Source organism: Hydrogenophaga sp. GW456-12-10-14-TSB4, from assembly GCF_059424305.1.
Genome location: NZ_JBWKZH010000048.1, coordinates 1 through 25,816 on the forward strand (window position 1 = coordinate 1; position 25,816 = coordinate 25,816).

General features: G+C 70.0%; 30 protein-coding genes. 16 read left to right on the forward strand and 14 right to left on the reverse strand.

The features are described 5' to 3' along the window. The first annotated feature begins 96 nt into the window (after positions 1-96). Genes AC07ZS_RS20800 through rsgA form a run of 3 tightly spaced genes read left to right on the forward strand, consistent with a single transcriptional unit; the run spans position 97 to position 2,633 of the window. Positions 97-1,359: a M48 family metallopeptidase gene (locus AC07ZS_RS20800; protein ID WP_494800429.1), complete on the forward strand. Its 1,263-nt coding sequence runs from the start codon at positions 97-99 to the stop codon at positions 1,357-1,359. 15 nt (positions 1,360-1,374) lie between these two features. Then, positions 1,375-1,695, forward strand: a complete 321-nt coding sequence (locus AC07ZS_RS20805) for a 4a-hydroxytetrahydrobiopterin dehydratase (RefSeq protein ID WP_494800430.1) — start codon at positions 1,375-1,377, stop codon at positions 1,693-1,695. Continuing rightward, positions 1,695-2,633: a ribosome small subunit-dependent GTPase A gene (gene rsgA / locus AC07ZS_RS20810; RefSeq protein ID WP_494800431.1), complete on the forward strand. Its 939-nt coding sequence runs from the start codon at positions 1,695-1,697 to the stop codon at positions 2,631-2,633. Before AC07ZS_RS20805 ends, rsgA begins: the two co-directional genes overlap by 1 nt. Here rsgA and AC07ZS_RS20815 read toward each other — a convergent pair. The 6 genes from AC07ZS_RS20815 to rpsP form a co-directional block, all read right to left on the reverse strand. Next, on the reverse strand, positions 2,630-3,568 hold the full coding sequence (locus tag AC07ZS_RS20815; RefSeq protein WP_494800432.1) for a CobD/CbiB family protein: 939 nt from the start codon (positions 3,566-3,568) through the stop codon (positions 2,630-2,632). The two genes, rsgA and AC07ZS_RS20815, sit on opposite strands and share 4 nt — an antisense overlap. 61 nt (positions 3,569-3,629) lie before the next feature. Continuing rightward, positions 3,630-4,313 (reverse strand): CoA pyrophosphatase, encoded by a 684-nt coding sequence (locus AC07ZS_RS20820; protein WP_494800433.1) that lies wholly within the window; start codon positions 4,311-4,313, stop codon positions 3,630-3,632. Positions 4,314-4,405: 92 nt separating this feature from the next. After that, positions 4,406-4,762 (reverse strand): 50S ribosomal protein L19, encoded by a 357-nt coding sequence (gene rplS / locus AC07ZS_RS20825; protein WP_066268749.1) that lies wholly within the window; start codon positions 4,760-4,762, stop codon positions 4,406-4,408. 133 nt (positions 4,763-4,895) lie between these two features. After that, on the reverse strand, positions 4,896-5,672 hold the full coding sequence (gene trmD, locus AC07ZS_RS20830; RefSeq protein WP_494800434.1) for a tRNA (guanosine(37)-N1)-methyltransferase TrmD: 777 nt from the start codon (positions 5,670-5,672) through the stop codon (positions 4,896-4,898). Between the two features lie 99 nt (positions 5,673-5,771). After that, entirely contained in the window at positions 5,772-6,371 is a 600-nt protein-coding gene (gene rimM, locus AC07ZS_RS20835) for a ribosome maturation factor RimM (RefSeq protein ID WP_494800435.1), read from the reverse strand. A gap of 10 nt (positions 6,372-6,381) precedes the next feature. After that, positions 6,382-6,636: a 30S ribosomal protein S16 gene (gene rpsP, locus AC07ZS_RS20840; RefSeq protein ID WP_494800436.1), complete on the reverse strand. Its 255-nt coding sequence runs from the start codon at positions 6,634-6,636 to the stop codon at positions 6,382-6,384. 177 nt (positions 6,637-6,813) lie between these two features. On the opposite strand from rpsP, the gene AC07ZS_RS20845 reads away from it, so the two are divergent. Continuing rightward, the gene (locus AC07ZS_RS20845) at positions 6,814-7,344 is read left to right on the forward strand and encodes a GNAT family N-acetyltransferase (protein WP_494800437.1); all 531 of its coding nucleotides are present in this window, start codon (positions 6,814-6,816) and stop codon (positions 7,342-7,344) included. Between the two features lie 2 nt (positions 7,345-7,346). Continuing rightward, a complete protein-coding gene (locus AC07ZS_RS20850) occupies positions 7,347-7,799 on the forward strand; it encodes a hypothetical protein (protein ID WP_494800474.1) in 453 nt (150 codons plus the stop codon). A 3-nt stretch (positions 7,800-7,802) separates the two neighbouring features. On the opposite strand, the gene AC07ZS_RS20855 is transcribed toward AC07ZS_RS20850, so the two are convergent. From AC07ZS_RS20855 to AC07ZS_RS20880, 6 genes are read right to left on the reverse strand one after another with little or no spacing between them, the layout of a single operon-like run. Continuing rightward, positions 7,803-8,759, reverse strand: a complete 957-nt coding sequence (locus AC07ZS_RS20855; RefSeq protein ID WP_494800438.1) for an AEC family transporter — start codon at positions 8,757-8,759, stop codon at positions 7,803-7,805. A gap of 27 nt (positions 8,760-8,786) precedes the next feature. Next, positions 8,787-9,344, reverse strand: coding sequence for a DUF3299 domain-containing protein (locus tag AC07ZS_RS20860; RefSeq protein ID WP_494800439.1), 558 nt, complete (start codon positions 9,342-9,344; stop codon positions 8,787-8,789). 30 nt (positions 9,345-9,374) lie between these two features. Beyond that, on the reverse strand, positions 9,375-9,614 hold the full coding sequence (locus AC07ZS_RS20865) for a hypothetical protein (protein WP_494800440.1): 240 nt from the start codon (positions 9,612-9,614) through the stop codon (positions 9,375-9,377). A gap of 4 nt (positions 9,615-9,618) precedes the next feature. Next, on the reverse strand, positions 9,619-10,842 hold the full coding sequence (locus AC07ZS_RS20870; RefSeq protein ID WP_494800441.1) for an FtsX-like permease family protein: 1,224 nt from the start codon (positions 10,840-10,842) through the stop codon (positions 9,619-9,621). Beyond that, positions 10,839-11,498: an ABC transporter ATP-binding protein gene (locus AC07ZS_RS20875; protein ID WP_494800442.1), complete on the reverse strand. Its 660-nt coding sequence runs from the start codon at positions 11,496-11,498 to the stop codon at positions 10,839-10,841. The genes AC07ZS_RS20870 and AC07ZS_RS20875 overlap by 4 nt, the downstream gene beginning before the upstream one ends. Further along, the gene (locus tag AC07ZS_RS20880) at positions 11,495-11,974 is read right to left on the reverse strand and encodes a Fur family transcriptional regulator (protein ID WP_494800443.1); all 480 of its coding nucleotides are present in this window, start codon (positions 11,972-11,974) and stop codon (positions 11,495-11,497) included. Before AC07ZS_RS20880 ends, AC07ZS_RS20875 begins: the two co-directional genes overlap by 4 nt. 85 nt (positions 11,975-12,059) lie before the next feature. On the opposite strand from AC07ZS_RS20880, the gene AC07ZS_RS20885 reads away from it, so the two are divergent. From AC07ZS_RS20885 to AC07ZS_RS20920, 8 genes are read left to right on the forward strand one after another with little or no spacing between them, the layout of a single operon-like run. Further along, a complete protein-coding gene (locus AC07ZS_RS20885; RefSeq protein WP_494800444.1) occupies positions 12,060-12,845 on the forward strand; it encodes a metal ABC transporter ATP-binding protein in 786 nt (261 codons plus the stop codon). After that, positions 12,842-13,711: a metal ABC transporter permease gene (locus AC07ZS_RS20890; protein WP_494800445.1), complete on the forward strand. Its 870-nt coding sequence runs from the start codon at positions 12,842-12,844 to the stop codon at positions 13,709-13,711. Before AC07ZS_RS20885 ends, AC07ZS_RS20890 begins: the two co-directional genes overlap by 4 nt. Positions 13,712-13,727: 16 nt before the next feature. After that, the gene (locus AC07ZS_RS20895) at positions 13,728-14,672 is read left to right on the forward strand and encodes a metal ABC transporter solute-binding protein, Zn/Mn family (protein WP_494800446.1); all 945 of its coding nucleotides are present in this window, start codon (positions 13,728-13,730) and stop codon (positions 14,670-14,672) included. Continuing rightward, positions 14,669-16,822, forward strand: a complete 2,154-nt coding sequence (locus AC07ZS_RS20900) for a TonB-dependent siderophore receptor (protein ID WP_494800447.1) — start codon at positions 14,669-14,671, stop codon at positions 16,820-16,822. The genes AC07ZS_RS20895 and AC07ZS_RS20900 overlap by 4 nt, the downstream gene beginning before the upstream one ends. Beyond that, entirely contained in the window at positions 16,822-17,799 is a 978-nt protein-coding gene (locus AC07ZS_RS20905) for an ABC transporter ATP-binding protein (protein WP_494800448.1), read from the forward strand. Before AC07ZS_RS20900 ends, AC07ZS_RS20905 begins: the two co-directional genes overlap by 1 nt. Further along, complete coding sequence (locus AC07ZS_RS20910) at positions 17,796-19,028, forward strand: ABC transporter substrate-binding protein (protein ID WP_494800449.1); 1,233 nt, start codon at positions 17,796-17,798, stop codon at positions 19,026-19,028. The genes AC07ZS_RS20905 and AC07ZS_RS20910 overlap by 4 nt, the downstream gene beginning before the upstream one ends. After that, complete coding sequence (locus AC07ZS_RS20915; protein WP_494800450.1) at positions 19,025-20,053, forward strand: FecCD family ABC transporter permease; 1,029 nt, start codon at positions 19,025-19,027, stop codon at positions 20,051-20,053. Before AC07ZS_RS20910 ends, AC07ZS_RS20915 begins: the two co-directional genes overlap by 4 nt. A gap of 60 nt (positions 20,054-20,113) precedes the next feature. After that, positions 20,114-20,983, forward strand: a complete 870-nt coding sequence (locus tag AC07ZS_RS20920; protein WP_494800451.1) for an EamA family transporter — start codon at positions 20,114-20,116, stop codon at positions 20,981-20,983. Positions 20,984-21,160: 177 nt separating this feature from the next. On the opposite strand, the gene msrA is transcribed toward AC07ZS_RS20920, so the two are convergent. Continuing rightward, positions 21,161-21,697, reverse strand: coding sequence for a peptide-methionine (S)-S-oxide reductase MsrA (gene msrA, locus AC07ZS_RS20925; protein WP_494800452.1), 537 nt, complete (start codon positions 21,695-21,697; stop codon positions 21,161-21,163). A gap of 23 nt (positions 21,698-21,720) precedes the next feature. After that, positions 21,721-22,611, reverse strand: coding sequence for a LysR family transcriptional regulator (locus AC07ZS_RS20930; protein ID WP_494800453.1), 891 nt, complete (start codon positions 22,609-22,611; stop codon positions 21,721-21,723). 100 nt (positions 22,612-22,711) lie between these two features. On the opposite strand from AC07ZS_RS20930, the gene AC07ZS_RS20935 reads away from it, so the two are divergent. The 3 genes from AC07ZS_RS20935 (at position 22,712) to AC07ZS_RS20945 (ending at position 25,808) form a co-directional block, all read left to right on the forward strand. Then, a complete protein-coding gene (locus tag AC07ZS_RS20935) occupies positions 22,712-23,896 on the forward strand; it encodes an acyl-CoA dehydrogenase (RefSeq protein ID WP_494800454.1) in 1,185 nt (394 codons plus the stop codon). Between the two features lie 83 nt (positions 23,897-23,979). Further along, the gene (locus AC07ZS_RS20940; RefSeq protein ID WP_494800455.1) at positions 23,980-24,660 is read left to right on the forward strand and encodes a TetR/AcrR family transcriptional regulator; all 681 of its coding nucleotides are present in this window, start codon (positions 23,980-23,982) and stop codon (positions 24,658-24,660) included. Further along, on the forward strand, positions 24,657-25,808 hold the full coding sequence (locus AC07ZS_RS20945; protein WP_494800456.1) for an efflux RND transporter periplasmic adaptor subunit: 1,152 nt from the start codon (positions 24,657-24,659) through the stop codon (positions 25,806-25,808). The genes AC07ZS_RS20940 and AC07ZS_RS20945 overlap by 4 nt, the downstream gene beginning before the upstream one ends. The last annotated feature ends 8 nt before the right edge of the window (positions 25,809-25,816 follow it).

Below are 25,816 nucleotides of genomic sequence, written 5' to 3' on the forward strand. Positions count from 1 at the left end.
GGGTGGGGGTGGCAGAAGTCATGGCCGGCATTTTCGCCGATCCGCCGTCTGGCCCCACGGCGCTCGCGCCGGGCCGTCTTGGATAGACTCGGCCCCATGGACAACGCTTCGTTCGCTTTCACCGCCGTTTTCTGCGCCCTGCTGCTGCTGGGCCTGCTGGTGCGCACCGTGCTGGCCAGCCGGCAGATCCGCCACGTGGCGCGCCACCGCGGCGCCGTGCCGGCGGCGTTCAGCGACACGATCGCCTTGAGCGCGCACCAGAAGGCCGCCGACTACACCATCGCCAAAGGCCGTTTCGGCCTGCTGGAGACCGCGATCGACGCCGCCCTGTTGCTGGGCTGGACCTTGCTGGGTGGCCTGGACTGGCTGAACCAGCGGCTGCTGGACGCAATGGGCGGCGGCCTGCTGCAGCAGCTGGCGCTGCTCGCGGCCGTCGTGCTGATCGGCGGCCTGGTCACCCTGCCCCTGGGCTGGTACGCCACCTTCCGCATCGAGGAACGCTTCGGCTTCAACAAGATGACGATGTCGCTCTGGTTGCGCGATCTGGTCAAGGGCACGCTGCTCGGCGCGCTGATCGGCCTGCCGATCGCCGCGCTGGTGATCTGGCTCATGGGCGCGGCCGGCCCGACCTGGTGGCTCTGGGCCTGGGGCGTGTGGATGGCTTTTTCACTGATCGCGACGGTGCTGGGTCCTACCCTCATCGCACCGCTGTTCAACAAGTTCGAGCCGCTGTCGGACGAAACGCTCAAGGCGCGCGTGAACGCCCTCATGCAACGCTGCGGCTTCGCGGCCAAAGGTCTGCTCGTGATGGACGGCAGCAAGCGCAGCGCCCATGCCAACGCCTACTTCACCGGCTTCGGCGCGGCCAAGCGCGTGGTGTTCTTCGACACCCTGCTCAAGCAGCTGAGCCCCGACGAGATCGACGCCGTGCTCGCCCATGAGCTCGGCCATTACAAGCGCCGCCACATCCTCAAGCGCATCGTGCTGATGTTCGCGCTGAGCCTGACGGGCTTTGCGCTGCTGGGCTGGGTGTCGAGCCAGGCCTGGTTCTTCAGCGGCCTGGGCGTGACGCCGTCGATGGAAGCCCCCAACGACGCGCTGGCCCTGCTGCTGTTCATGATGGTCGTGCCGCTGTTCACCTTCTTCCTCTCGCCGTTGATGGCGCAGCTCTCGCGCCAACACGAATTCGAGGCCGATGCCTACGCCGTGGCCCACACCAGCGGCCACGACCTCGCCAGCGCGCTGCTCAAGCTCTACAAGGACAATGCGAGCACGCTCACGCCCGACCCGCTGTACGCGCGCTTCTACTACTCCCACCCGCCGGCGAGCGAACGCCTCCCCCGCCTGCTGACCGCCTGACGCGAGACCGACCCCATGAACCCGATCCACCAGAACCGCCGCGCCCTCTCCGCCACCGAAATCGTGACCCAGCTCACCCAGCTCAACGGCGATGCCGCCCAGGGCTGGAAGCTGATCGACGGGGCGCTGGAGAAAACCTACAGCTTCGCCAACTTCCACGAGACCATGGCCTTCGTGAACGCCCTGGCCTGGATCGCGCACCGCGAGGACCACCACCCCGACCTGGCCGTCAGCTACGGCCGCTGCACGGTGCGCTTCAACACGCACGACGTGAACGGCATCTCGGCCAGCGACTTCCACTGCGCCGCCGCGGTGGACGCGCTGCAGAAGGCCTGATGGCCGATCTGCAACCCGGTCTGGTGGTGGCCGCCCACGGGCGCCACTGCCTCGTGGAAAGCCTCGACGGCGAGCGCCGCATCTGCCACCCGCGCGGCAAGAAGAACGCCGTGGTCGTGGGCGACCGCGTGCAATGGCAGGTCACCGGCGACGAGGGCAGCATCGAGCGCGTGGACGAACGGCGCAACCTGTTCTACCGCCAGGACGAGATGCGCACCAAGTCCTTCGCCGCCAACCTCGACCAGGTGCTGGTGCTGGTGGCGGCCGATCCGGAGTTTTCCGAAAGCCAGCTCACGCGAGCGCTGATCGCGGCCCAGGCCGAAGGCATCGACGTGCTGATCGTGCTCAACAAGAGCGACCTGCAACCCGCCTTCGACCGCGCCTGGGCCCGCCTGGAGCCCTACCGCCGCATGGGCTGCACCGTGCTGCCGCTGCGGCTGAAGTCCGCCGACGGCTCGGAAGCCGGCCTCGATGCCCTGCAGCAGCGGCTGGACAACAAGCGCACGCTGGTGCTCGGCCCCTCGGGCGTGGGCAAGAGCACGCTGGTGAACCGGCTGGTGCCCGAGGCGCGCGCGCAGACCGGTGAGATCTCGCGCGCACTCAACTCGGGCAAGCACACCACCACCAGCACCACCTGGTACTGGGTGGACGCGCAGCGCCGCACCGCGCTGATCGATTCACCGGGTTTTCAGGAATTCGGCCTGAACCACATCGAGCCGATGCAGCTGGCGCACCTCATGCCCGACCTGAACGCCACGCTGGGCCACTGCCGCTTCTACAACTGCACGCACCTGCACGAGCCGGGTTGCGGGGTGGTGGAACACGTGCAGACTGGGGAGCCGGACCAGCCGGTAGACGATCCACTGGCGATCAGCGAGAACCGCTACCGTCTGTACAGCGAGCTGTTCGCCGAACTCTCGGACAAACGCCGGTACTAGAGCCCCGCGAGCGTGAGCAGCGCGAGCAGGAGCATCCAGAGCACCACCGCGCGCCACACCAGGCCCACCACGCTGCTGAGGTGGGCCAGTTGCGGGTCCGGCCGGGCGCCGGGGTCGCCCACCACCTCGTCGTCTTCGATCGTGAGCGGATCGAGCTGCGGGGTCAGCCGCACGTTGATCGCGCCCGAGGTGGCGGCCAGCACCACGCCGTCGCTGCCCGGGGCGAAGCGCTCGGCGTCCCCGCGCCAGCTGGCCACGGCCTCCTCGAAGTTGCCCACCACGGCGAAGCCCAGCGCCGTCATGCGCGCCGGCACGTGGTCGACCCAGCGCCAGGCGGTCGCGGCGGCGTGCTGCAGGGCCGGGCTGGGCGTGCCGTCCGGGCGCGCGCGCCAGTTGCGCGAGATGTACTCGGCCATGCGGTAGAACACCGCGCCCGACGGGCCCAGGCCGATGGCCCAGAACACAACGAAGCACACCAGCACACCGAACACATGGCGGTGGGCCGCCAGCACGGACTGCTCGATCACCTGGCGCAACAACTCGGTGCGCGGCAGACTGGAGGCGTCCACGCGCAGCCAGCGGGCCAGCTTCTCGCGCGCGCCGGCGTCGTCGCCCACATCGAGCGCCTGCCGGATTTCGCTGAAGTGGTGGCTGAACTGGCGAAAGCCCAGCGTCACGTACAGGATGCCCACCGTCCACACGAAGGCCAGCACGGAGCTGAACTGCCACAGGCCCCAGTACACCAGGCCGGCGATGGCCGCCGGCACGCCCACGGCCAGCGCCCAGGCGACCCAGCCGTGCGAGGACTGGCCGGCGTCGAGGTTGCGGCGCACGGTGCGCGCCCAGCCGCGCAGGCCGGCGTGAACAGGGTTGTCAAAGGCGAGCGGGCGCGCCTGCTCCAGCAGCAGGGCAATGAGGATGGCGAAAAAACTCATGGCGCCATCATAGTGGCGTGAGGCCCGAGCGCCACCCGGCGCAACACGGGCTGCCCGGCCCTTAGGCGCTGAGCATGCGGTAGAAGTTGCGCAACATGCCGGCCGTGGCGCCCCAGATGAAGCGCTCCCGGTCGCCGTCCAGGTAGGGCATGGAGTACCACTCGCGCACCACCCCCTCGAAGGCCAGCGCGTGGCGCTTGTGGTTCAAGGGGTTCATGAGGTAGGCCAGCGGCACCTCGAACACGTCGGCCACCTCGTCCGGGTTGGGCACCAGCTCGAAACCGGGCCGCACCAGCCCCACCACCGGCGTGACGAAGAAGGAGGTGCCGGTGACGTAGACCGGCAACGTGCCCAGCACCTCCACCCGCTCCGGCGCCAGGCCGATCTCTTCCTGCGCCTCGCGCAGGGCGGCGGCGGTGGCGTCGGCGTCTTCGGGGTCGAGCTTGCCGCCCGGCAGGGCGATCTGGCCCGAGTGCGTGGAGAGGTGGGCCGTGCGCTGGGTCAGGATGAGCGTGAGCTCGTCGCGCATCACCAGCGGCAGCAGCACCGCCGCCTCGGCGGGAGCGCGGTCGGCGAACTTGCGCTCGCGCAGCAGTTCGGGCGTCCACACCGGCGGCCGGGCGAAGAGCTCGCGCAACCCTGCGGGGGTGAGGCGTTGCGCCTGCGCCGGGCGCAGCATCTCGTCGGCCTCGTCCGCGACGATGGGCGCCAGACGCGGATCAAAGGCGGGAAGAACGTGGGTCATGTAGGGGCAAGCATAGGCCAGACGCAAAAAAGCCGCTCCGGGGGAGCGGCTTTTCTGGAGGGTGCAGGCGATCGGGCCAGGCCCGATGCGCTTTACGCGCCCAGCTTTTCCTTGATGCGGGCCGACTTGCCGCTGCGCTCGCGCAGGTAGTACAGCTTGGCACGGCGCACGGCACCGCGGCGCTTGACTTCGATCTTGGCGATCAGCGGGCTGTACAGCGGGAAGGTGCGCTCGACGCCTTCGCCGTTGGAGATCTTGCGAACGATGAAGCTGGAGTTCAGGCCGCGGTTGCGGCGGGCCACCACCACGCCTTCGTAGGCCTGCACGCGCTTGCGGGTGCCTTCGATCACGTTCACGCTGACGATCACGGTGTCGCCAGGGGCGAACGGGGGAATGACTTTGCCAAGGCGAGCAATTTCTTCTTGCTCAAGGGTCTGGATGAGGTTCATGATTTCCTGTTTTGTCGGTCATGGCCGCGCTGCACTAAAGGCCGCGAATCCGGCAGGGCCCCTGTCCAGACCCTTGCGGGTTTGCGGGGTGGCCCGGTCGCGGCGGCCGGTCAGAGGATCGAAAAGCCTTGGATTATAGCAATCCTTGAGCGCGGAGAAAAGCCTGGTCCGCCGCATCGAGCAAACCCTGGGCCCGGGCACGGGCCAGCAGGTCGGGCCGGCGGCTGGCCGTGAGCAGCAGGCTTTGCTCGCGCCGGTGGCGGGCGATGCGCTCGTGGTGGCCGCCCAGCAGCACCTCGGGCACCCCGATCGGCCCCTGCGGGCCCTGCCAGACTTCGGGGCGGGTGTGGTGCGGGCTGTCGAGCAGGCCGTCGAGCGCCGGGTTGAAGCTGTCCTGCTGGTGGCTGCCCTCGTCGGTCAGCACGCCGGGCTGCAGGCGCGCCACGGCGTCGAGCAGGGCCATGGCCGCGATCTCGCCGCCCGAGAGCACGAAGTCGCCCAGGCTGATCTGCCGGTCCACGCAGGTGTCGATGAAGCGCTGGTCGATGCCTTCGTAGCGGCCGCACACCAGCACCGCGCCCTGGCTGCGCGACCAGCCCTCGACGCCGGTGTGGTTCAGCGTGTCGCCGATCGGGGAAAAAAGGACCACGGGCGCGCGGGCATCGTCGGCCTCCGCGCGCTCGGCGCGGATGGCCTGCAGGCATTGCCACAGGGGCTCGGCCATCATGACCATGCCCGGCCCGCCGCCGAACGGGCGGTCGTCGACGCGGCGGTAGTTGCCTTCGGCGAAGTCGCGCGGGTTCCAGAGGTGCACGGCCACCTGGCCGGACTCGAAGGCGCGGCGGTTGATGCCGTGCTGCAGGAACGGCGCAAAGAGCTCAGGGAAAAGCGTGATGACGTCGAAGCGCATGGCGGTATTGTGAGCGTCAACGATCCGGCGCCGGGCCGCCCCAAGCCGGATCAACCCCCTCGGGGGGCAGCGAACCGCGCAGCGGCGCAGCGTGGGGGCCTAGTAGTCCGGCTGCCAGTCGGCGGTGATGCGGCGCTGGACCTTGTCGACGTCGTCGATGTAGGCGGCCACGAACGGAATCATGCGCTCGGCGGTCTGCTCGGCGCCGTCCACCGTCTCGGTGTGTTCGAGCACCAGCACCGAGGTGGGGCCGGTGGGCATGAGGTCGCGCACCACGCCCAGGTGCACGCCTTCGCGGTTGAACACGTCCAGGCCGATCAGGTCGACCCAGTAGTACTCCCCTTCGGGCGTGGCCGGGAAGGCACTGCGCGGCAGGTAGATGCGCACGCCCTTGAGGGCCTCGGCGGCATTGCGGTCGTCCACGCCGTCCAGCCGGGCGACCAGGCCGTCGGCGTGGGACTTCACTTCCGCCACGCTCACGCCCACGCAACCGGTGAACGCGGCAAAGCCGCGCGCGAAGCGGGCTTCGGGCGGCTGAAGGAACCAGGCAGTGGAAGCAAACAGCGCCGAGGTGTCGGCGCTGTGGGGCAGGATGCGAACCCAGCCCTTGATGCCCCACGCGTCCTGTATGCGCCCCAGTTCGACGGCGTCGTCGGGCAGGGACAACGCCTGGAAGGCGCCGGACGCGGGGTGGCTCACCTTGGCAGGATCAGGCAGCGGCCTTGTCGGCGTTCTGCTTGACCAGGCGGGCAACGGTGTCTGACGGGGTGGCGCCGACGCCGGTCCAGTAGGTCAGGCGGTCCAGGGCGATGCGCAGGGGCTCTTCACCACCACGGGCCAGCGGGTTGTAGAAGCCGATGCGTTCGATGAAACGGCCATCGCGGCGATTGCGCTTGTCGGCAACCACGATGTTGTAGAACGGACGGGCTTTTGCGCCGCCGCGGGAGAGTCGAATGACGACCATGATTTATCCTTCGGGTGGAGAGGTACCGGTAATTCGGTACATCACTGGATCTTGCGACCCGCTTATCTGCAGCGCTTGAGACACACGACTGACCACCCGGCCAGCGAAACGCCACGAAACCCGCGATTATAGCCCGTTCGCTGGTTTTGCCCGTATTTTCCCGAGCGACCCCTATCCATGCCCCTGATCCGCCCCAGCCGCGACGAAGACCTCGACGCGATCACCCGCATTTACGGCCACCATGTCCTCCATGGCACCGGCACCTTTGAAACCACCCCGCCCTCCCTGGCCGAGATGACGGCGCGCCGCGCCGACGTGCTGGGCAAGGGTCTGCCCTGGCTGGTGGCCGAAGAAGGCGGCCAGGTGCTGGGCTATGCCTACGGCAACTGGTTCAAGCCGCGCCCGGCCTACCGCTTTTCGGTCGAGGATTCGATCTACATGGACCCGACCGCCCACCGCCAGGGCCTGGGGCGCGCGCTGCTCGCCGAGCTGCTGGCGGTGCTGGAGCGCACCGGCACGCGCAAGGTGATGGCGGTGATCGGCGACTCGGCCAACGCCGGCTCGATCGGCGTGCACAAGGCGCTCGGCTTCGAGCCTGTGGGCGTGGTGCAGTCGTGCGGCTGGAAGTTCGACCGCTGGCTCGACATCGTGCTGATGCAGAAAACCCTGGGTGCCGGTGACAGCACGCCACCGACCGAGGGGGCGTGAGCATGATTCGCAAGAACAAGACGCTGGCGGTCTGGCTGGCGCTGCTGGGGGGCATGCTCGGCCTGCACCGCTTCTACCTGCGCGGCCTGGGCGACTGGGTGGGCTGGCTGCACCCGATCCCGGCGGCGCTGGGTCTGTGGGGCGTGGACCGCGTGCTGCTCTACGGGCAGGACGACAAGCTCTCGTGGGTGCTGATCCCGCTGCTGGGCGCAACCATCTCCGCCAGTTGCCTGATGGCCATCGTCTACGCCCTGACCGACCGCGAGAAATGGAACCGCCAGTTCAACCCCCAGCTGCCGGCGGACGCCGTGTCGGGCGGCACCAACTGGCTGACCATCGGCGCCCTGGTCGCCGCGCTGCTGATGGGCACGGTCGCGCTGATGGGCAGCCTGGCCTTCGGCTTCCAGCGCTACTTCGAGTACCAGGTCGAAGAAGGCCGCAAGATCAGCCAGTGACGCTCAGTTGAGCCAGGCCATGGCGGTCATCACCAGGCTGAGCGTGAACAGCGCGAGCACGGTGGACAGGCCCATGGCGGCGGTGGTCACTTCCTGCGCCACCTCGTAGCGCTGCGCAAACAGGAACACGTTGGCCCCCACCGGCAGGGCCGCGGCCACCACCATCACGGTGAGCGGCATGCCCGTGATGCCCAGGGCCCAGGCGCTCAGCCCCACCAGCAGCGGCAGCACCAGGTTCTTGGACACGCTGACCCACAGGGCCTGCCGCAGGTGGCCGGCCATGGGCGTGCGCGCCAGGGTCACGCCCACCAGCACCAGCGCGATCGGGCCGAACGCGCTGCCCAGCAACTGCAGCGGCCTGTCCACCACCGTGGGCAGGGTGAGGCCGGTCTGCGCAAACAGCAGGCCGCACAGGATGGGCAGGGGAATCGGGTGGATGAGCGCGCCCTTGAAGGCCGACCACGCCGTGGCCAGCACGTGCGGCGCGCGCTGGCCGCCCGCGCGGGCTTCGCGCGCCACCGCGAGCTCCAACACGATGGAGCCGGTGGTCAGCAGGATCAGCGCATGCACCGAGACCAGCGTGAGCACCGTGACCTGCGCGCTCTTGCCGTAGGCCAGCTCCACCAGCGTGATGCCCAGCATCACCATGTTGGAGAAGGTGCCGGCCAGGGCCAGCACCACACTGCCCCGGTTGAACCCGCGCCAGGCGATGGACACCGCCAGCAGCGACAGCGCCGCGAGGAAATAGGCGCCGATCGGCCGCAGGTCGAGCTCCTGGAAATGCACCGAGCTCATGGTGCGGAACAGCAGGGCCGGGATGAGCAGCAGGAAGACCAGGTTGGACAGGTCCTTGACCGCGGCATCGCGGATCCACTGCAGGCGCCCGGCGAGGTAGCCGAGGCCGATCAGGATGAAGACCGGGGTGAGGGAGGCGACGACGGGGTGGCTGGCGATGTTCACCCGGCGATGGTATCGCCAGGCACGCGCTCACTCGACGCCGACGGCACCGGTGATGCGGTAGTACAGACCGTAGGGATCGTTCTGCAGCACGTGGAAAGTGCCTTCGACGACCACCGCCTCCAGCTTGTACTTCACCGGCCTGGCGGTGCGCACCTCGACCATGCTCTCGGGCCCGCCCGGCGTGCAGAAGCTGCAGGTCAGCGGCACCGAGGCGAGCAGGAAGTGGCGCTGGGTCTCGCCCGGCTCCAGCGGCATCATGAAACCCTGCAGGCGCAGCTTCTTCTGGTTCAGCTCGGCCACAGGCGCCGGGTACACCGGCACGATGCGCTTGTTCTCGACCTTGGTCGTGATGTCGGTGAGCGTCGACCAGGCCACCACATCGTTGCGCCTGGGCAGCGGCGCGAACGGGCTGAGCGGGCTGTGCACCCCCGCGCCCTGGCCATGCGGCAGGCCTGAGGCCTGGCTCGACGGCGCGCTGCCCGGCGGCACCGGCGAGCTCAGCACCTGGGCGCCGGCGCTGCCCAGCAGGGCCCCGCCCATCACGAGCAGCGCGGCAAAACGGGAGGCATGTGACAGATGGGGCATGGGGAATCGTCTCGGAGGGGGTTCAGGCCGTCAGTGCGCGTGGCGCATGCCGCAGTATTTTCCCAGTGCCAGACCCTTGCAGGCCGTCGCGAGTTCCTGCATGCACACTTTTTCGCCCTTTCCGGCCTCCAGGCACTTGGCCGCGCCTTCGTGTGCCACGGCCATGGCGCGGTGGCGGGCGATGTCTTCCTTGGTCTCCTTGTCGGAATGCTGGGCCAGCGCGGCGGTGGACAGCAGGGCGGCGGCGAACAGGAACAGGGTTTTCTTCATGGTGTTACCTCGAATTCAGGAGTTGAGTGACATCGACACGGTAGGCATGGATGGCCGGCAGCAGCGCCGCCACCACCGCCACCCCAACAGCCAGCACGGGCACCCAGGCTTCACCGGGCACCCATTGCCAACCCGTGATGGCCAGCGAATGCCGGGCCATCAACATCTCGCCCATCAGGGCCGTGAGCGCGTGCGCGGCCAGCAGGCCCAGCGCACACGCCAGCAGCGCAAGCCACAGCGCCTCGCACAGCAGCAGCGCGGCCACCCGCGTGGGCGGCGCGCCCAGCATGCGCAGCATCGCCAGGTCGGCCCGGCGCTCGCGCACCGCGCTCCAGAGCGCGATGAAGACCGACAGCCCGGCCACGCCCAGGAGCACCGCCGCCAGCCCGCGCAGCACCTGCGTGCCCACGCCGACCATGCTCAGCAGGCGCGTGATCTCCACCGCCGGCGCGGCGGCCTGCAGCGAGGTGGTTTCGTTGATGAAGCGCGGCAGGCTCACCGCCGCCAGCGGCGTGCGGTAGCGGATCAGGGCCAGCGTGATCTCGCGCTCGGCGGCCAGCGCCTCGGCCAGCTCGGCGCGTTCGGCCTCGTCCATGTTCGCGCCTGCGTGCATGTCGTCGTGCACGCGCCAGACCGATTCGGTGGCGGTGAGCACCAGCCGGTCGAGCACACAGCCGCAAGGCGCAAGCACGCCGGTGACGGTGTACGGCGTCTCGCCGTGCGAGCTGCCACCCACGCCCAGGCCGTGTGCGCCCTCGAAGGCCTGGCCTACCTTCAAGCCGGTGCGCGCGGCGACCTGCGCCCCCAGCACGGCCTCCAGCGGCGCTTGCCAGAGCACGCCCTGCGCGAGCCGGGCGCCATAGTGGGCCGGGTAGTCGTGCGTGGTGCCCACGATGCGGAAACCGCCCAGGTTGTCGCCCAGGCTCAGCGGAATGAGCTGCGCCACCTGCGGGTGTTCGGCGAGCTGGCGGGCCTCGGCCAGCGGGATGTTGCCGGGCGGCACGTCGAGGTGGAACACGCCCGCGAGGATGAGCTGCATCGGGCTGCCCTTGGCGCCCACCACCGCATCGATGCCGGCGAGGTCGCGCTCGAAGGCGCGGTCCACCTGGTCGCGCGCAATCAGCACGAAGGCCATGGAGGCCAGCCCGAGCGCGAGCAGCAGCAGGTTGAGCGCCGAGGCCAGCGGGCGCGACCAGAGATAGCGCCAGGACAGGGTCAACACGTTCATGCCACGCGCTCCGGGCGGGCCGCCACGAAGGCCAGCAACTGAGCATGCGGCAACGCCTCGCGCACCCGGGCGTCGTGGGTGGCGATCACGAGCGTGGCGTCCAGCGACTGCGCGCTGCGGCGCAGCAGCGAGAGCGCCGTCATGCAGGCATCGTCGTCCAGGCTGGCGGTGGGCTCGTCGGCCAGGATCACGCGCGGGCGCAGCAGCACGGCGCGCGCCAGGGCCACGCGCTGGGCTTGCCCGCCCGACAGTTGCGTGGGCCGGCGGCTCGCCAGCGCGCCCAGGTCCAGCGCCTCCAGCACCCGGACCACGGCGGCACGGTCCACCGGCAGGCCGGCGGCGAAGTGCGCCAGCGCGAGGTTGTCGGCCACCGTGAGCGCATCGCTCAGGTGCAGTTGCTGCGGCAGAAAACCGATGTGGCGCGCGCGCCAGGCGTCGCACGCCGCCCCGCCCAGGGCCCCCACCGACTGGCCGGCCACCACGATCTCGCCCGCACCGGGCGTGAGCAGGCCGGCGGCCAAGGCCAACCACGTCGACTTGCCGCTGCCCGACGGCCCGCGCAGCAGCAGGGTGCCGCCCTGCGCCACCGCCACATCGGCCATGCGCAGCGGCGCCTGGCCCGCGTGGGCGTACTGCAAACCGCGGGACTCGATCACGCAGCGGGCTCCAGGCAATCCGAGCAGGTGCCGTGCACCGCCACCTGCTCGCCCCGGTGACCCTGGCTCGCGAGGGTGCGCAACAGGTCGCGGGCCAGCTCGCTCACGTCGACCATCGGAAATTGCCGGTGGCAGGCGTCGCACTCGAAGCGCGGCGGCGTGCCCTCGTCGGGATTCGCATCCAGCGGCGCCAGGCTGAAGCGCCAGGTGCGGGCCTGGTCGTCGGTCTGGCGCTGCAGCACGCCGCACGCGGCCAGGCGGTCGAGCAGGCGGTAAAGCGTGACGCGGTTGATGTCCAGCCCGCGCGCGGTGAGCGCGTTCAACGCCTGCGCGTGGGTGAGCCCGCCGTGCGGCTGCGCCAGGAACAGGCCGAGCACGGCGCGCGTGGCCAGCGTGCGGCGCAGGCCGGCGGCTTCCAGGCGGGTCTGGATGTGGGGTGGCACGGCCACCGGTTCTTTGGTCTGGCGTGGCGACATGGCTGGGCCTCCATAAATGCAACTATGTTGCGTTAACATACGCACTATCGCAATTCAGTTGCAATATCTTAGCGCCAACCGTCCCGTGCCCGACTTCCACGCCCCTTCCCGCCCGGCGACCCCGCCGGCCATCGTGCTGCACGACCTCACGCTGGGCTATGAACGCCACCCCGCCGTGCACCACCTCTCGCTCACGCTGCCGCCGGGGGCGCTGGTGGCGGTGGTCGGGCCCAACGGCGCGGGCAAATCGACCTTGCTGAAGGCGCTGGCCGGCCAACTCCCACCCCTGGGCGGGCGCATTGACGGCCTGGGCGAGCCCCACCGTGTGGCCTGCCTGCCGCAGCACAGCGGCATCGACCGCAGCTTTCCCATCTCGGTGCAGGAGCTGGCGCTGCTCGGCCTGTGGCACGAGGTGGGCGCGCTCGGGCGCTACAGCGCCGCGCACCGCCGCGCCTGCCACGAGGCGCTGGCCGCGGTCGGCCTGCTGGGCTTCGAGCGGCGCGCCATCGACACACTCTCGGGCGGCCAGCTGCAACGCGCCCTGTTTGCGCGCCTGATCCTGCAGGACGCCCCGGTGGTGCTGCTCGACGAGCCCTTCGCCGCGATCGACCAGCGCACCGTCCACGACCTGCTCGCCCTGCTGCACCGCTGGCATGCGCAGGGCCGGACGGTGATCGCGGTGCTGCACGACCTGGCCCAGGTGCGCGAGCACTTTCCGCACACCCTGCTGCTGGCCCGCGAGCCGGTGGCCTGGGGACCGACGGCCGAGGTGCTGACCGCCGGGCACTGGACCCGCGCCCTGCGGCTGCAGGAGCCGTTCGACGACGAGGCCGGTGCCTGCGACACCACCGCCCAAGGGGTACCGGCATGAACAGCGCGCTGTGGCTCGACCCGTTCCTGGAATTCGGCTTCATGCAGCGCGCGCTGCTCGGCTGCGTGCTGCTCTCGGTCAGCGCCGCGCCGGTCGGTGTGTTCCTGATGCTGCGCCGCATGAGCCTGACCGGCGACGCCATGGCCCACGCGATCCTGCCGGGCGCCGCGCTGGGCTACCTGGTGGCCGGCCTGTCGCTGGGCGCCATGACGGTGGGCGGCATCGCCGCCGGCCTGGCGGTCGCCGTCGGTTCGGGCCTGGTGGCGCGTCACACCGTGCTGCGCGAAGACACCAGCCTCGCGGCCTTCTACCTGCTCTCGCTCGCGCTCGGCGTGCTGATCGTCTCGACGCGCGGCAACAGCGTGGACCTGCTGCACGTGCTCTTCGGCACCGTGCTCGCGCTGGACGACCCGGCCCTCGCGCTGCTGGGCGGCATCGCCACGGTGACGCTGCTGGCCTTGCGCGTGCTGTACCGCCCGCTGGTGCTGGAGTGCCTGGACCCGGGCTTCCTGCGCGGCACCAGCCGCTGGAGCGCGGTGGCGCACTTCGGTTTTCTGGCGCTGCTGGTGATCAACCTGGTGGCTGGCTTCCATGCCCTGGGCACGCTGATGGCGGTGGGAATGATGGTGCTGCCCGCCGCCGCCGCGCGCTTCTGGGTGCGCCGCCTGCCGCCGCTGCTGGCCACCGCCGTGGCCCTGGCGCTGCTCGCCAGCGCGAGCGGCCTGCTGGTGTCCTACCACGCCGACTGGCCCACCAGCCCCGTGATCGTGCTCTGCCTGGGCGCGACGGTCCTGTTCTCGATGCTGTTCGCGCCGCACGGCCTGCTGCGCCAGCGGCGCCCCGCCCTTTCCCACCTCAAAGCCTGAAACGAAGGACCCGTTCATGACACACACCACCGCCTTCCTGCCCCGCCGCACCGCCACCCTCGCCGCGCTGGCGCTGGGCCTGGCCGCGCTCACCCCGTCGCTGCACGCGCAGGCGCCGCTGCGCGCCGTCGCCAGCTTCAGCATCCTGGGCGACATCGTGAAAGAGGTCGGCGGCGACCGCGTGGCGGTCGACGTGCTGGTCGGGCCCGGTGCCGACGCCCACGTGTTCCAGCCCACGCCCGCCCATGCGCGCCTGGTCGGCCAGGCGCAGGTGGTGTTCGCCAACGGCCTGGGCTTCGAGGGCTGGCTGAGCCGCCTGCTCAAGACCTCGGCCTACCTGGGTCGGCCGGTGACCGTCAGCCAGGGCATCCCGCCGCTCAGGAGCGAAGCCGACCACGGCCATGGCGATCACAAGGGCCACAGCCACGACGAGATCGACCCGCACGCCTGGCAAAGCGTGGCCAACGTGAAGGTGTACGCGCGCAACATCGCCAAGGCCCTGTGCCAGGCCGACGCCGCCAGCTGCGACCTCTACCAGCGCAACGCGCGCGCCTACGAAGCGAAGCTCAACGAGCTCGACACCGAGATCCGCGCGGCCTGGGCGCCGATCCCGGTGGCGCAGCGCAAGGTGATCACCTCGCACGATGCGTTCGGCTACTACGCCCGCGACCACCGGGTGAGCTTCCTCGCACCGCAAGGCGTGAGCACCGAGAGCGAGGCCTCGGCCAAGGGCGTGGCGCAGCTGGTGCGCCAGATCCGCAAAGACCAGATCAAGGCGCTGTTCGTCGAGAGCATCTCGGACCCGCGCCTGATCGAGCAGATCGCGCGCGAGACCGGCGTCAAGCCCTCGGGCGCGCTGTATTCCGATTCGCTCTCCGCGCCCGGCGGCGCAGCGGCGAGCTACATCGAGCTGATGCGCTTCAACACCCGCGCCCTCACCACCGCGGTGCGCGGGCAATGAGCACCACCCCCTTCGCCATCAAAGCCAGGCACCGCATGCTTCACCCCGCTTTTCGCCTTCTCCCGTGCGCGATGGCCAGCGTCTCGATGGCCGCCTGGGCCCAGACCGAGCCCGCGCCCACGCTGGAGACCGTCACCATCACCGGCACGCGCGAGCGCGCCTACCGCGCCGTCGTCGCGCCCACCGCCAACAAGAGCGACACCACGGTGAAGGAAACGCCCTTCTCCATCCAGACCGTCACGCGCGAGCTGATGGAAGACCGCGGCGTCACCAGCTTCGGCGAGGCCGTGCGCACCGTGCCGGGCCTGACGCCCCAGGTCGGCTGGGGCGGCAGCAACGACCGCTTCCGCCTGCGCGGCTTCGCCACCTCCGCCAACCTCAAGAACGGCTTCCGCCGCAGTGTGTTCGCACCGGTGGACGAGCTGGTCAACATCGAACAGATCGAGGTGCTCAAGGGCCCGGCTTCCGCGCTGTACGGTCGCTTTGAACCAGGGGGTGTGGTCAACCTGGTGACCAGGCAACCGCAGAACACCGCAAGCACGCGCTACGAGCTGACCGCCGGCAGCGACAGCTTCTACCGCGCCACGGTCGACAGCACCGGCCCGATCAGCGAGACCCTGAGCTACCGGCTCACCGGCTCCTGGCAGGACAACAAAAGCTTTCGCGATTTCGTTGGCGCTGAAACGCAGTTCGTCTCGCCGGTGTTCCGCTGGCAGCCCGCACCGCACACCACGCTGACCGCCGAACTCGAACTCGGTCGCAAGCGCGGTGCCTTCGACCGCGGCTTCGGCAACAGCCCGCTCTTCCTCGGCGTGCCCATCCACACCAACTACGCCGAAGCCGACACGCGGCTGAAGAACGACAGCGCCCTGGCCTCGCTGGTGCTCGACCACCGGCTGGACAGCGGCTGGCAGCTGCACGCCGGCCTGCAGGCCTCGTCGGCCAGGACCGACGCGCTCTGGTACCCCTTCGGCTTCAGCCCGATCACCGGCGCCGACACCCCCCACCCACAGGTCAACCGCCGCCAGCAGCGCAGCATCGACGAACAGACCGACCTCTCGGTCATGGCCGAGGTCTCGCGCCGCTTCGAGGCCGGCGGCGTGCGCCACCGTGTGCTGTTCGGCGCCGACGCCAACCGCGACACCTGGGACTTCCGCGCCGACGCCAACGTCGGCCCCTTCGGTTTCCCGACCAACCTGCCGATCGACCTGTACAACCCCGTGCACGGCCAGACCGTGGTCGGCCCGCTCGTGCCCTACGACGCGTCGAACTACCGCAGCCGCAACGTGGGGCTGTACGCGCAGGACGAGCTGCAGCTGGGCGACCAGTGGCGCGTGCTGTTCGGCCTGCGCTACGACCGCTCGCGCACGCTGGCCCGGGCCGATTACCTGCCGGTCTCGGGCACGCTGGCGCGCAACGACGACGCGCTCTCGCCCCGCCTGGGCGTGACCTGGACACCGAGCGACGCGGTATCGCTGTACGCGAGCGGGTCGAAGTCGTTCCTGACCGAGCCCTTCAGCGGCATGCTGCGCAACGGCAACCTGCCCGCGCCGTCGCGCGGCTCACAGCTGGAAGTCGGCGCCAAGCTCAGCCTGCTCGGCGGCCGCCTGGAGCCCACGTTGGCGGTGTTCGACATCCGCCGCCGCAACGGCCTGGTGTCGGACCCCACGGACTTCGACTACGTGGTGCAGGTCGGCGAACAGCGCAGCCGCGGCTGGGAACTGGACGTGCCGTTCAGCCTCACGCGGCACTGGCGCCTGCTGGCCAGCTACACCGAGCTCAAGGCGCAGATCAGCCGCGACAGCGACAGCACCCTGGTGGGCACCCTGCTGGCCAACGCGCCGCGCCGCAGCGCCAGCCTGTGGACCACGTTCGATTTCAGCGGCCGCGCCACCGGGTTGAGTGCGGGCCTGGGCGCGATCTACGTCGGCGAGCGCCAGGCCAACACCGCCAACAGCTTCGCCCTGCCCTCCTACGTGCGCTGGGACGCCAACATCGCCTACCGCTTCGGCGCCGGCCAGCGCTACAAGCTGCAGCTCGCGCTGCAGAACCTGGGCGACAAGCGCTATTACGACTCGGGCGGCGCCTTCGTGCCGACCTACCCGGGCGCACCGCGCAGCGTGCTCGCCAGCTTCGCCATGGCGCTCTGATGGGCCTGAGCACCCACGGTCTGACGGTGGGGCACGGCGGCCGGGCCCTGCTCGGTCCGCTGGATCTGGAGTTGCCCGCAGGCCGCTTCATCTGCCTGATCGGCGCCAACGGCGCCGGCAAGTCGACCCTGATCCGCACGCTGTGCGGCATGCAGCCCGCCGTCTCGGGCGAGGTGCGCATCGGCGGCGTGGCGCTGGGCCGCATCAGCCAGGTCGAGCGCGCGCGGCGGCTCGCGGTGGTGCTCACCGAGCGCGTCGACGTCGCGCAGATGACCGGTCACGAGCTGGTCTGCCTGGGCCGCTATCCCCACCTCGGCTGGGGCGGCCGGCTCGGCACGGCCGACCACGCGGCGGTGGAAGCCGCACTGCAACAGGCCGGCGCGCCGGCGCTGGCCCATCGGCTGGTCGCCGAGATGTCGGACGGCGAAAGACAGAAGGTGCTGATCGCCCGCGCGCTGGCACAGCAGCCGCGCCTGCTGGTGCTCGACGAAGCGACCGCCTTCCTGGACCTGCCGCGCCGCATCGAGACCATGCACCTGCTGCGCACGCTGGCCCACGGGCAAGGCCTGGCCGTGCTGCTGTCCACGCACGACCTCGAACTCGCGCTGCGCCACGCCGACGCGCTGTGGCTGATCGACGGCCAGCGCCGCCTGCACGCCGGTGCGCCCGAAGACCTCGCCCTGGACGGCACCCTGGCCGCCGGCTTCGCCGCCGACGGCCTGGCCTTCGACCTGGAACGCGCCGAACTGCGCGTGGACCGCGGCGCGCCACACGGTATCCGCATCGAAGGCGAAGGCATGGCCACTGCCTGGGCACACCGGGCGCTGCAGCGCGCGGGCTATGCGCACGATGCCAAGGCCGCGCAGGCCGTGCGGGTGACCGGGCCCGGTGCCTACACCTGGCTGCAAGGCGGACAGGCGCCACAGGGCTTCACCACCCTTGGCGCGCTGGTGAACGCGCTCGGCGGCCGCACATGAGGCACCTTCGGCTGGTACCGCTGCTGCTCTGCTTGTGCGGCTGCATGCAGATCGCACCGCCGCCGCGCGCGGCCTGGCCTTCGGTGGTGGTGAGCGCGCACGGCCCGAGCGGCAACCTCGACGCCGCCTGCGTGGCCGAGCACCGGCCGGGCGTGGACTACTTTCCGCACAAGACCACCTTCACCCGTTCGGTGCAATTGCAGGTGGCGTACGGCCCGCACTTCAAGCGCGTGCGCTTCACGCCCAGCGTGGGCACCGGCGAAACGCTGGACTACCTGCTGGTGCAATGCGGCACGCCGGTGCCCGCGCACGGACCGCACGAGCAGGTGATTCAAGTGCCGATACAGAGGCTGGTCACCGGCAACGCGGCCATGCTGGGTGCACTCGACGAGCTGGGTCTGGTGGACCGGCTGTACGGGGCCGACAACACGCGCAGCGCCACCGTGCCGGCGGTGCGTGAGCGCGTCGCCCGGGGCCTGGTGCACGACATGTGGGGCTACGGCCATGCCTCGATCGAATCGGTGATGGCGGTGCAGGCCGACGTGTACCTGAGCTTCTATTCGGCCTACCCGCAGGGCAACATGCACCCGCGCCTGTGGGAACTGGGCGTGCGCGCCGTCGCGCAGGCCGATCACCACGAAACGCACCCGCTGGGCCGCGCCGAATGGCTCAAGCTGCTGGCCCTGCTCACCAACCGCGAGGCCCTGGCCAACGCGCAGTTCGAGCACATCGAGGTGCAGTACCTGCGGCTGGCGGCCCTGGCGGCCGGGGCGCCCGACCGGCCCCTGGTGATGGCCGGCTTTGCCGTCGGCCGCGACACCGTCGAGGCCTTCGGGGGCCGCAACCAGCGCGCCCGGCTGATCCACGACGCTGGCGGGCGCTATGCCCTGGCCGACGACACGCGCAGCAGCAGCCTCGTGTACGAGCGGTTCGAGAAGGTCTACGCGCGAGCCGCCGATGCGCCGGTCTGGCTCGGCACGCTGGGTGGCCGGGCCAACGTCGCCGATCTGATCGACGGCAATCCCTTGCACGGCTGGTTCCGCGCCGCGCGCGAAGGCCGCGTGTTCGCCTGGGACGAGGGTTACACCGGTGCCTGGGCCTACCCCTTTCAGGACCAGGGCATGACCCGGCCGCACGTGCAGCTGGCCGAAGCCATCCGGGCGCTGCACCCGGGCCTGCCCCTGCCGCCCGTCGACACCGACACCCCTTTCCTGCGCCAACTGCCATGACCACCACCCCGCTCACCCACGCCAGATTCGCGGCACTGGCCCTGCTGATGCTGGCCTTGTTCGTGGCCGAACTCTCGCTCGGCTCGGTCGCCATCCCGCTGACCGCGGTGTTCGACGCGTTGTCCGGCGGCGCCGCCCAACCGGTGTGGCGCGACATCGTGCTGGGCTTTCGCCTGCCGCGCGCGCTCAACGCGCTGTGCTCCGGTGCGGCGCTCGGTGTGGCCGGCCTGCTGCTGCAGACCTTGTTCCGCAACCCGCTGGCCGACCCCTTCGTGCTCGGCATCGTGCACGGTGCGCGGCTGGGCTGCGCCCTGCTGGTGGCGGTCGCGGGCGTGGCCGGCAACGCCTTGCTGCTGCGCTTGGGCCTCACCGGCGACATTGGCCTGGCGCTGGCCTCGGTGGCCGGCTCGGTGGCGGTGCTTGCGCTGCTGGCCGGCCTGTCGCGCCGGGTCGGCACCGTCACGCTGCTCATCATCGGCCTGATGCTGGGCTACCTCGCCATCGGCCTCATCAGCGTGTCGATGCACTTCATCGACGAGACCCAGGCGCGCGCCTTCAAGGCCTGGGACGACGCGAGCTTTGCCGGCGCCACGCGCCAGCAGTTGCAGATCCTCGTGCCGGGCGTGCTGGTCGGCCTGCTCGCGGGCGGCCTGCTGGTGAAGCCGCTCAACGGTCTGCTGCTGGGCGAGCGCTATGCCGCGTCCATGGGCATGCGCGTGACCCTGGTCAAGCGCGGTGCGCTGCTGCTCACCGCGTGGCTGAGCGGGCTGGTGACGGCCTTCTGCGGCCCGGTGGCTTTCCTCGGCCTGGTGGCCGCGCAGGTGGCGCGCGCCCTGACGCGCAGCGCCGACCACCGCGTGCTGCTGCCGGCCGCCGGCCTGGTGGGCGCGGTGTTGGGCCTGGCGGCCGATCTGGTGCTGCACCTGCCGTGGAGCCGCCATGTGTTCCACCTCAACGCGGTGATCGGTCTGGTCGGCGCGCCCGCGGCCCTGTTACTCCTTTACCGCACACGGTCATTGCACTGAGCGCCGGGGTGGCGGTGGGCCGCTGGCTACACTGCCGGTCTCCCCGCTTCACACCGCACCGTGCCCATCTCCCACCTGCTCCTCGCCCTTTCGGTGGTGTTCGTCTGGGGCACGAACTTCGTGGTGATCCGCTGGGGCCTGGACGGTCTGCCACCGTTCCTGTTCGCCACGCTGCGCTTCGCCTTCTCGGCCCTGCCCTGGCTGCTGTTCATCCCTCGACCGACCGCGCCCTGGCGCAAGATCGCGGCCTTCGGCGTGCTGCTGGGCGTGGGCCAGTTCGGTCTGCTGTTCCTGGCGATGCGCAGCAGCATCTCGCCCGGGCTGGCGTCGCTGGTGGTGCAGTTGCAGGTGTTCTTCACCATCGGCCTGTCGCTGTGGCTCATGGGCGAGCGTGTGCGCGGTTTCCAGGTGGTGGGCTTGCTGCTGGCGCTGGCCGGCCTGGGGGTGATCGCGGCCCATCTGGACGCCTCGGTCACGCTGCTGGGCATGGGCCTGGTGCTGAGCGCGGCGTTTTTCTGGTCGCTGGCCAATCTGGTGGTGAAGTCGCTCGGGCCGGTCAACATGCTGCACTTCATGGTCTGGAGCAGTGTGTTCGCGGTGCCGCCGCTGTTCGCGCTGTCGTGGCTGATCGAGGGCCCGCAGGCCATCACGGGCAGCCTGCAACAGGCGGGCACGCTGGTGTGGGCCAGCGTGCTGTGGCAGGCGGTGGGGAACACGCTGTTTGGCTACGGTGTGTGGAACTGGCTGTTGGCGCGCCACCCGGCGGCCACGGTCACACCGCTGGCGCTGCTGATCCCGGTGTTCGGCATGGGCGCTTCCGCCCTGTCTCTCGGGGAGTCGTTGCCCGGTTGGAAGTTGGGCGCGGCGGCGCTGGTGCTGCTGGGTCTGGCGGTGATCGTCTTGTGGCCTCGTTGGCGGCCTGGGCGCTGATTCTTTCTCTACGGTTGGGGCGGTCCACCGTTGTGCGCCACCCTCTCTCTGGCGCGGGGGTGCTTGGCGTTCTGCGCAGCGGGGTAAAGGAGGAGAACCGGCGAAGCCGGTTCGGGGGACACCCGCGGAGCAGAGCGCCAAGCGCCCCTGCGCCCGCGAGGTCGAAGAACGAAAAGGCTACTTGGACAACCGAGCAAAAGTCTTGCGGAACTTGGCCACCTTGGGTGCCGCCACCGCCATGCAATACCCCTGGTGCGGGTTGCGCTCGAAGAAGTCCTGGTGGTAGGCCTCGGCCGGCCAGTAATTGAGCAAAGGCTCGAGTTCGGTGACGATCGGCCGGCCAAAAGCGTCGTCCTTCGTCAGCTCGTCGATCAGCGCCTGCGCCACCCGTTGCTGCTCGGCCGTGGTGAAGTAGATGCCGCTGCGGTACTGCGTGCCCACGTCGTTGCCCTGCCGGTTGAGCGTGGTCGGGTCGTGGATCACGAAGAAGATCTCCAGGATCTCGCGCGTGGTCACCTGCGTCGGGTCGTACTCCAGCCGCACCACCTCGTTGTGGCCGGTCGTGCCGGTGCACACCATCTCGTAGCTCGGCTGCTGCACCTCGCCGTTGCTGTAGCCCGACTCCACATCGGTCACCCCGGTCACTTCCTTGTAGACCGCCTCGGTGCACCAGAAGCAGCCACCGCCCAGCACCAGCACCTGTTTGTCGCTCATCGTGTTCTCCATGGGTTGACGCCTCACTGTAAAGGCTGGGCAAAGGCCCGCACCGCGTCCAGGAATGCCGCCAACGCCGCCTGATCGCGGTCGGTCTTCCAGAGACAGTGCGTGTCGTACGGCGGGGTCTCCACATCCAGCGGCACGAACACCGCGCCAGGCAGGCCGGCCTGCTGCAGCGCCGCCGGCACCAGCGCCACGCCCAGCCCCTGTGACACCAGCGACACCACGCTGAGCCAGTGCCGCAGCTCGTAACGGATCTCGGGCGAAAAGCCCGCATCGGCGCACAGGCCCAGGATGCGCTCGTGGTAATCGGGCGAGACCGCGCGCGACACCACCGCGAACGGCTCCCCCTGCAGCTTCACCAAGGACACCCGCCGCCGCCGCGCCAGCGCATGCCCCACCGGCAGGCAGGCCACGAAAGGCTGGCTCGACACCAGGATCTGCGAGAAGCTCGCCGGCACGCGCGTGGTGTGCACGAAGCCCAGGTCCAGCCGCTCGTGCATGAGATCGATCAGCTGGTCACTCGAACTCATCTCGCGCAACACCAGGCGCAGGCGCGGATGGCGCGCCGCGAACCCCTGCAGGATCTGTGGCAGCCCCCGGTACAGCACCGTGCCCGCAAACCCGATCTGCAAGCTGCCGACCAGGCCCTGGGCCACCTCGCGCGCCTCGCGCGCGGCCTGGCCGGCCTGGTCGAGCAAGGCCCGCGCGGCCGGCACGAAGGCCTGGCCCGCCGCCGTGAGCTGCACGCCCCGGCTGTTGCGCGTGAACAGCTGGGCCCCGACCGAGGCCTCCAGCTGCTGGATGTTGAGCGAGAGCGGCGGCTGCGTGATGGCCAGGCGCTGGGCCGCGCGGCCGAAGTGCAGCTCTTCGGCCAGCACCAGGAAATAGCGCAAGTGGCGGAATTCCATGAATCTGAAATTTATATCGATGAATACACCAACGATATTAGACAGGTATTCATGGCCCGCCGACAATCGCGGCATCGCCACCCGACCACCGGAGACAAGCATGACCCCGACCAAAGCCCGCTTCAGCTGGGAAGACCCGTTCCAGCTCGACCAGCAACTGAGCGACGACGAGCGCCAGGTGCGCGACGCCGCGCACAGCTACTGCCAGGAAAAGCTGCTGCCGCGCGTGACCGAGGCCTTCCGCCATGAGAAGACCGACGCCGCCATCTTCCGCGAGATGGGCTCGCTCGGTCTGCTGGGCCCGACCATTCCCGAGGCCTACGGCGGCAGCGGGCTGAACTACGTCTGCTACGGCCTGGTGGCCCGCGAGGTCGAGCGCGTGGATTCGGGCTACCGCTCGATGATGAGCGTGCAGAGCTCGCTGGTGATGGTGCCGATCAACGAATTCGGCTCCGAAGCGCAGAAGCAGAAGTACCTGCCCAAGCTCGCCACCGGCGAGTGGATCGGCTGCTTCGGCCTGACCGAACCCAACCACGGCTCCGACCCCGGCAGCATGGTCACGCGCGCCAAGAAGGTGGCCGGCGGCTACAGCCTCTCCGGCGCCAAGATGTGGATCACCAACTCCCCCATCGCCGACGTGTTCGTGGTCTGGGCCAAGGACGACGAAGGCTCGATCCGCGGCTTCATCCTGGAAAAGGGCATGAAGGGCCTGAGCGCCCCGGCCATCCACAGCAAGGTCGGCCTGCGCGCCTCCGTCACCGGCGAGATCGTGCTGGACGAGGTGTTCTGCCCCGAGGAGAACGCCTTCCCCGAGGTGCGCGGCCTCAAGGGCCCGTTCACCTGCCTCAACAGCGCGCGCTACGGCATCGCCTGGGGCGCGCTGGGCGCGGCCGAAGACTGCTACTTCCGCGCCCGCCAGTACGTGCTGGACCGCCAGCAGTTCGGCCGCCCGCTCGCGGCCAACCAGCTGATCCAGAAGAAGCTGGCCGACATGCTGACCGAGATCAGCCTGGGCCTGCAGGGCTGCCTGCGCCTGGGCCGCATGAAGGACGAAGGCACGGCCGCGGTGGAGATCACCTCCATCCTCAAGCGCAACAGCTGCGGCAAGGCGCTGGACATCGCGCGCCTGGCGCGCGACATGATGGGCGGCAACGGCATCAGCGACGAGTTCGGCGTGGCACGCCATCTGGTGAACCTGGAGGTGGTCAACACCTACGAGGGCACGCACGACATCCACGCCCTCATCCTGGGCCGCGCGATCACGGGCATCCAGGCGTTTTCCTGAGCCGGCCACCGGTGGCCGCATGCCACCGATAGGGGTGGGGGGTAGGGTATATTAATAACCCACCGGTCATTAATAAGCTCTCCATGTCTGCCCCCGCCCCGATCAGCCTCGAAACCGACGCCGAGCCGCGTCAACGCCGCGCCCGGCGCAAGGAGGCGCGGCCGGGCGAGTTGCTGGATGCGGCGCTGCAGCTCTTCGTGGAAAAAGGCTTTGCCGCCACCCGGGTGGAAGAGGTGGCCGCCCGCGCCGGCGTGTCCAAGGGCACGCTGTTCCTGTATTTCCCGAGCAAGGAAGAACTCTTCAAGGCCGTGGTGCGCGAGAACCTCGCCGGGCGTTTCCCCGAGTGGAACGAGGAACTCGACCACTTCGAGGGCGGCAGCGCCGAGCTGGTGCGCTACTGCCTGCACACCTGGTGGGAGCGCGTGGGCATGACGCCGGCCTCCGGCATCACCAAGCTGGTGATGAGCGAGGCCGGCATGTTCCCCGAGATCGCGGCCTTCTACCAGCGGGAGGTGATCGAACCGGGCAACGCCCTGATCCGGCGCATCCTGCAGCGCGGCATCGACCGGGGCGAGTTCCGCCCGCTGGACATGGACCACACCATCTACAGCCTGATCGCTCCCATGATCTTCGTGCTGATGTGGAAACACTCCATGGCGCCCTGCTGCGCCGCGAACGGGTCGCTCGACCCGATCCGCTTCATCGACAACCAGGTCGACCTGCTGCTGCACGGCATGCTCGCCCCCGCCCCCACGCCACCATGAACGCTCCCCGCTCGCGCTCGACCTGGATCAAATGGCTGTTGCTGGCCTTGCTGGTGCTCGGTGTCGGCCTGGGCGTGGTGCGCGCGCTGGACAAGCGCAAGACGCAGGGTGAGACGGCCCGCGCCGCCGCCGAGGCGCTCAAGACCGCCCCGGTGTACACGCTCTCCGCGAACGACGTGGTGAGCGTGCAGGCGCTCGAGCTGACGCAGACGGTGGCCATCTCGGGCTCGGTGCAGGCCTTGCAGACCGCGTCGATCAAGGCCCGCACGGCCGGCGAGATCCAGGGTCTGAGCAAGCGCGAGGGCGACGCGGTGAAAGCCGGCGAGGTGGTGGCGCGCATCGACAGCACCGAGGCCGACGCGCGCGTGCGCCAGGCCGCGCGGCAGGCCGAATCGGCCCAGGCGCAGGTGGCGATCGCCCGGCGCACACTGGACAACAACCAGGCCCTGGTGCGCCAGGGCTTCATTTCGGCCACCGCGCTGGAGACGGCCACCGCCAACCTGAGCGGCGCCGAGGCCACGCACCAGGCCGCGCTGGCTGCGCTGGACATCGCGAAGAAGGCGCTGGCCGACACCACGCTGCGCTCGCCCCTCTCGGGCCAGATCGCGGCCCGCCTGGTGCAGAACGGCGAGCGCGTGGGTGTGGACACCCGCGTCTTCGACGTGGTGGACCTCTCGGCCTTCGAGATGGCGGCCGCCATCACCCCGGCCGACGCGGTGTCGGTGAAAGTGGGCCAGACGGCGAACCTGCGCGTGGAAGGCCTGGCCGAACCGGTGCAGGCCACGGTCTCGCGCATCAACCCCAGCGTGCAGGCGGGCAGCCGCAGCGTGCTGGTGTACCTGCGTGTGCCGGCCGCCGAGGGCATGCGCCAGGGCCTGTTCGCGCAGGGGCAGATCGTCACCGGCGCGGTCAACGCGTTGGCGGTGCCGCAGTCCTCGGTGCGCAACGACAAGCCCCAACCCTATGTGCAGGTGGTGCGCGAAGGCAAGATCGCTCACCTGGTGCTGGACGGCGGCGCCACCGGCCTGCGCGGCAGCGAGCCCATGCGCGAGGTGAAAGGCCTGCAGGCGGGTGAACAGGTGCTCAGCGCCCAGGCCGGCGCCATCCGCGAAGGCACGGCCGTGCGCCAGGCCACCACCACGAACTGAGCGCGCCC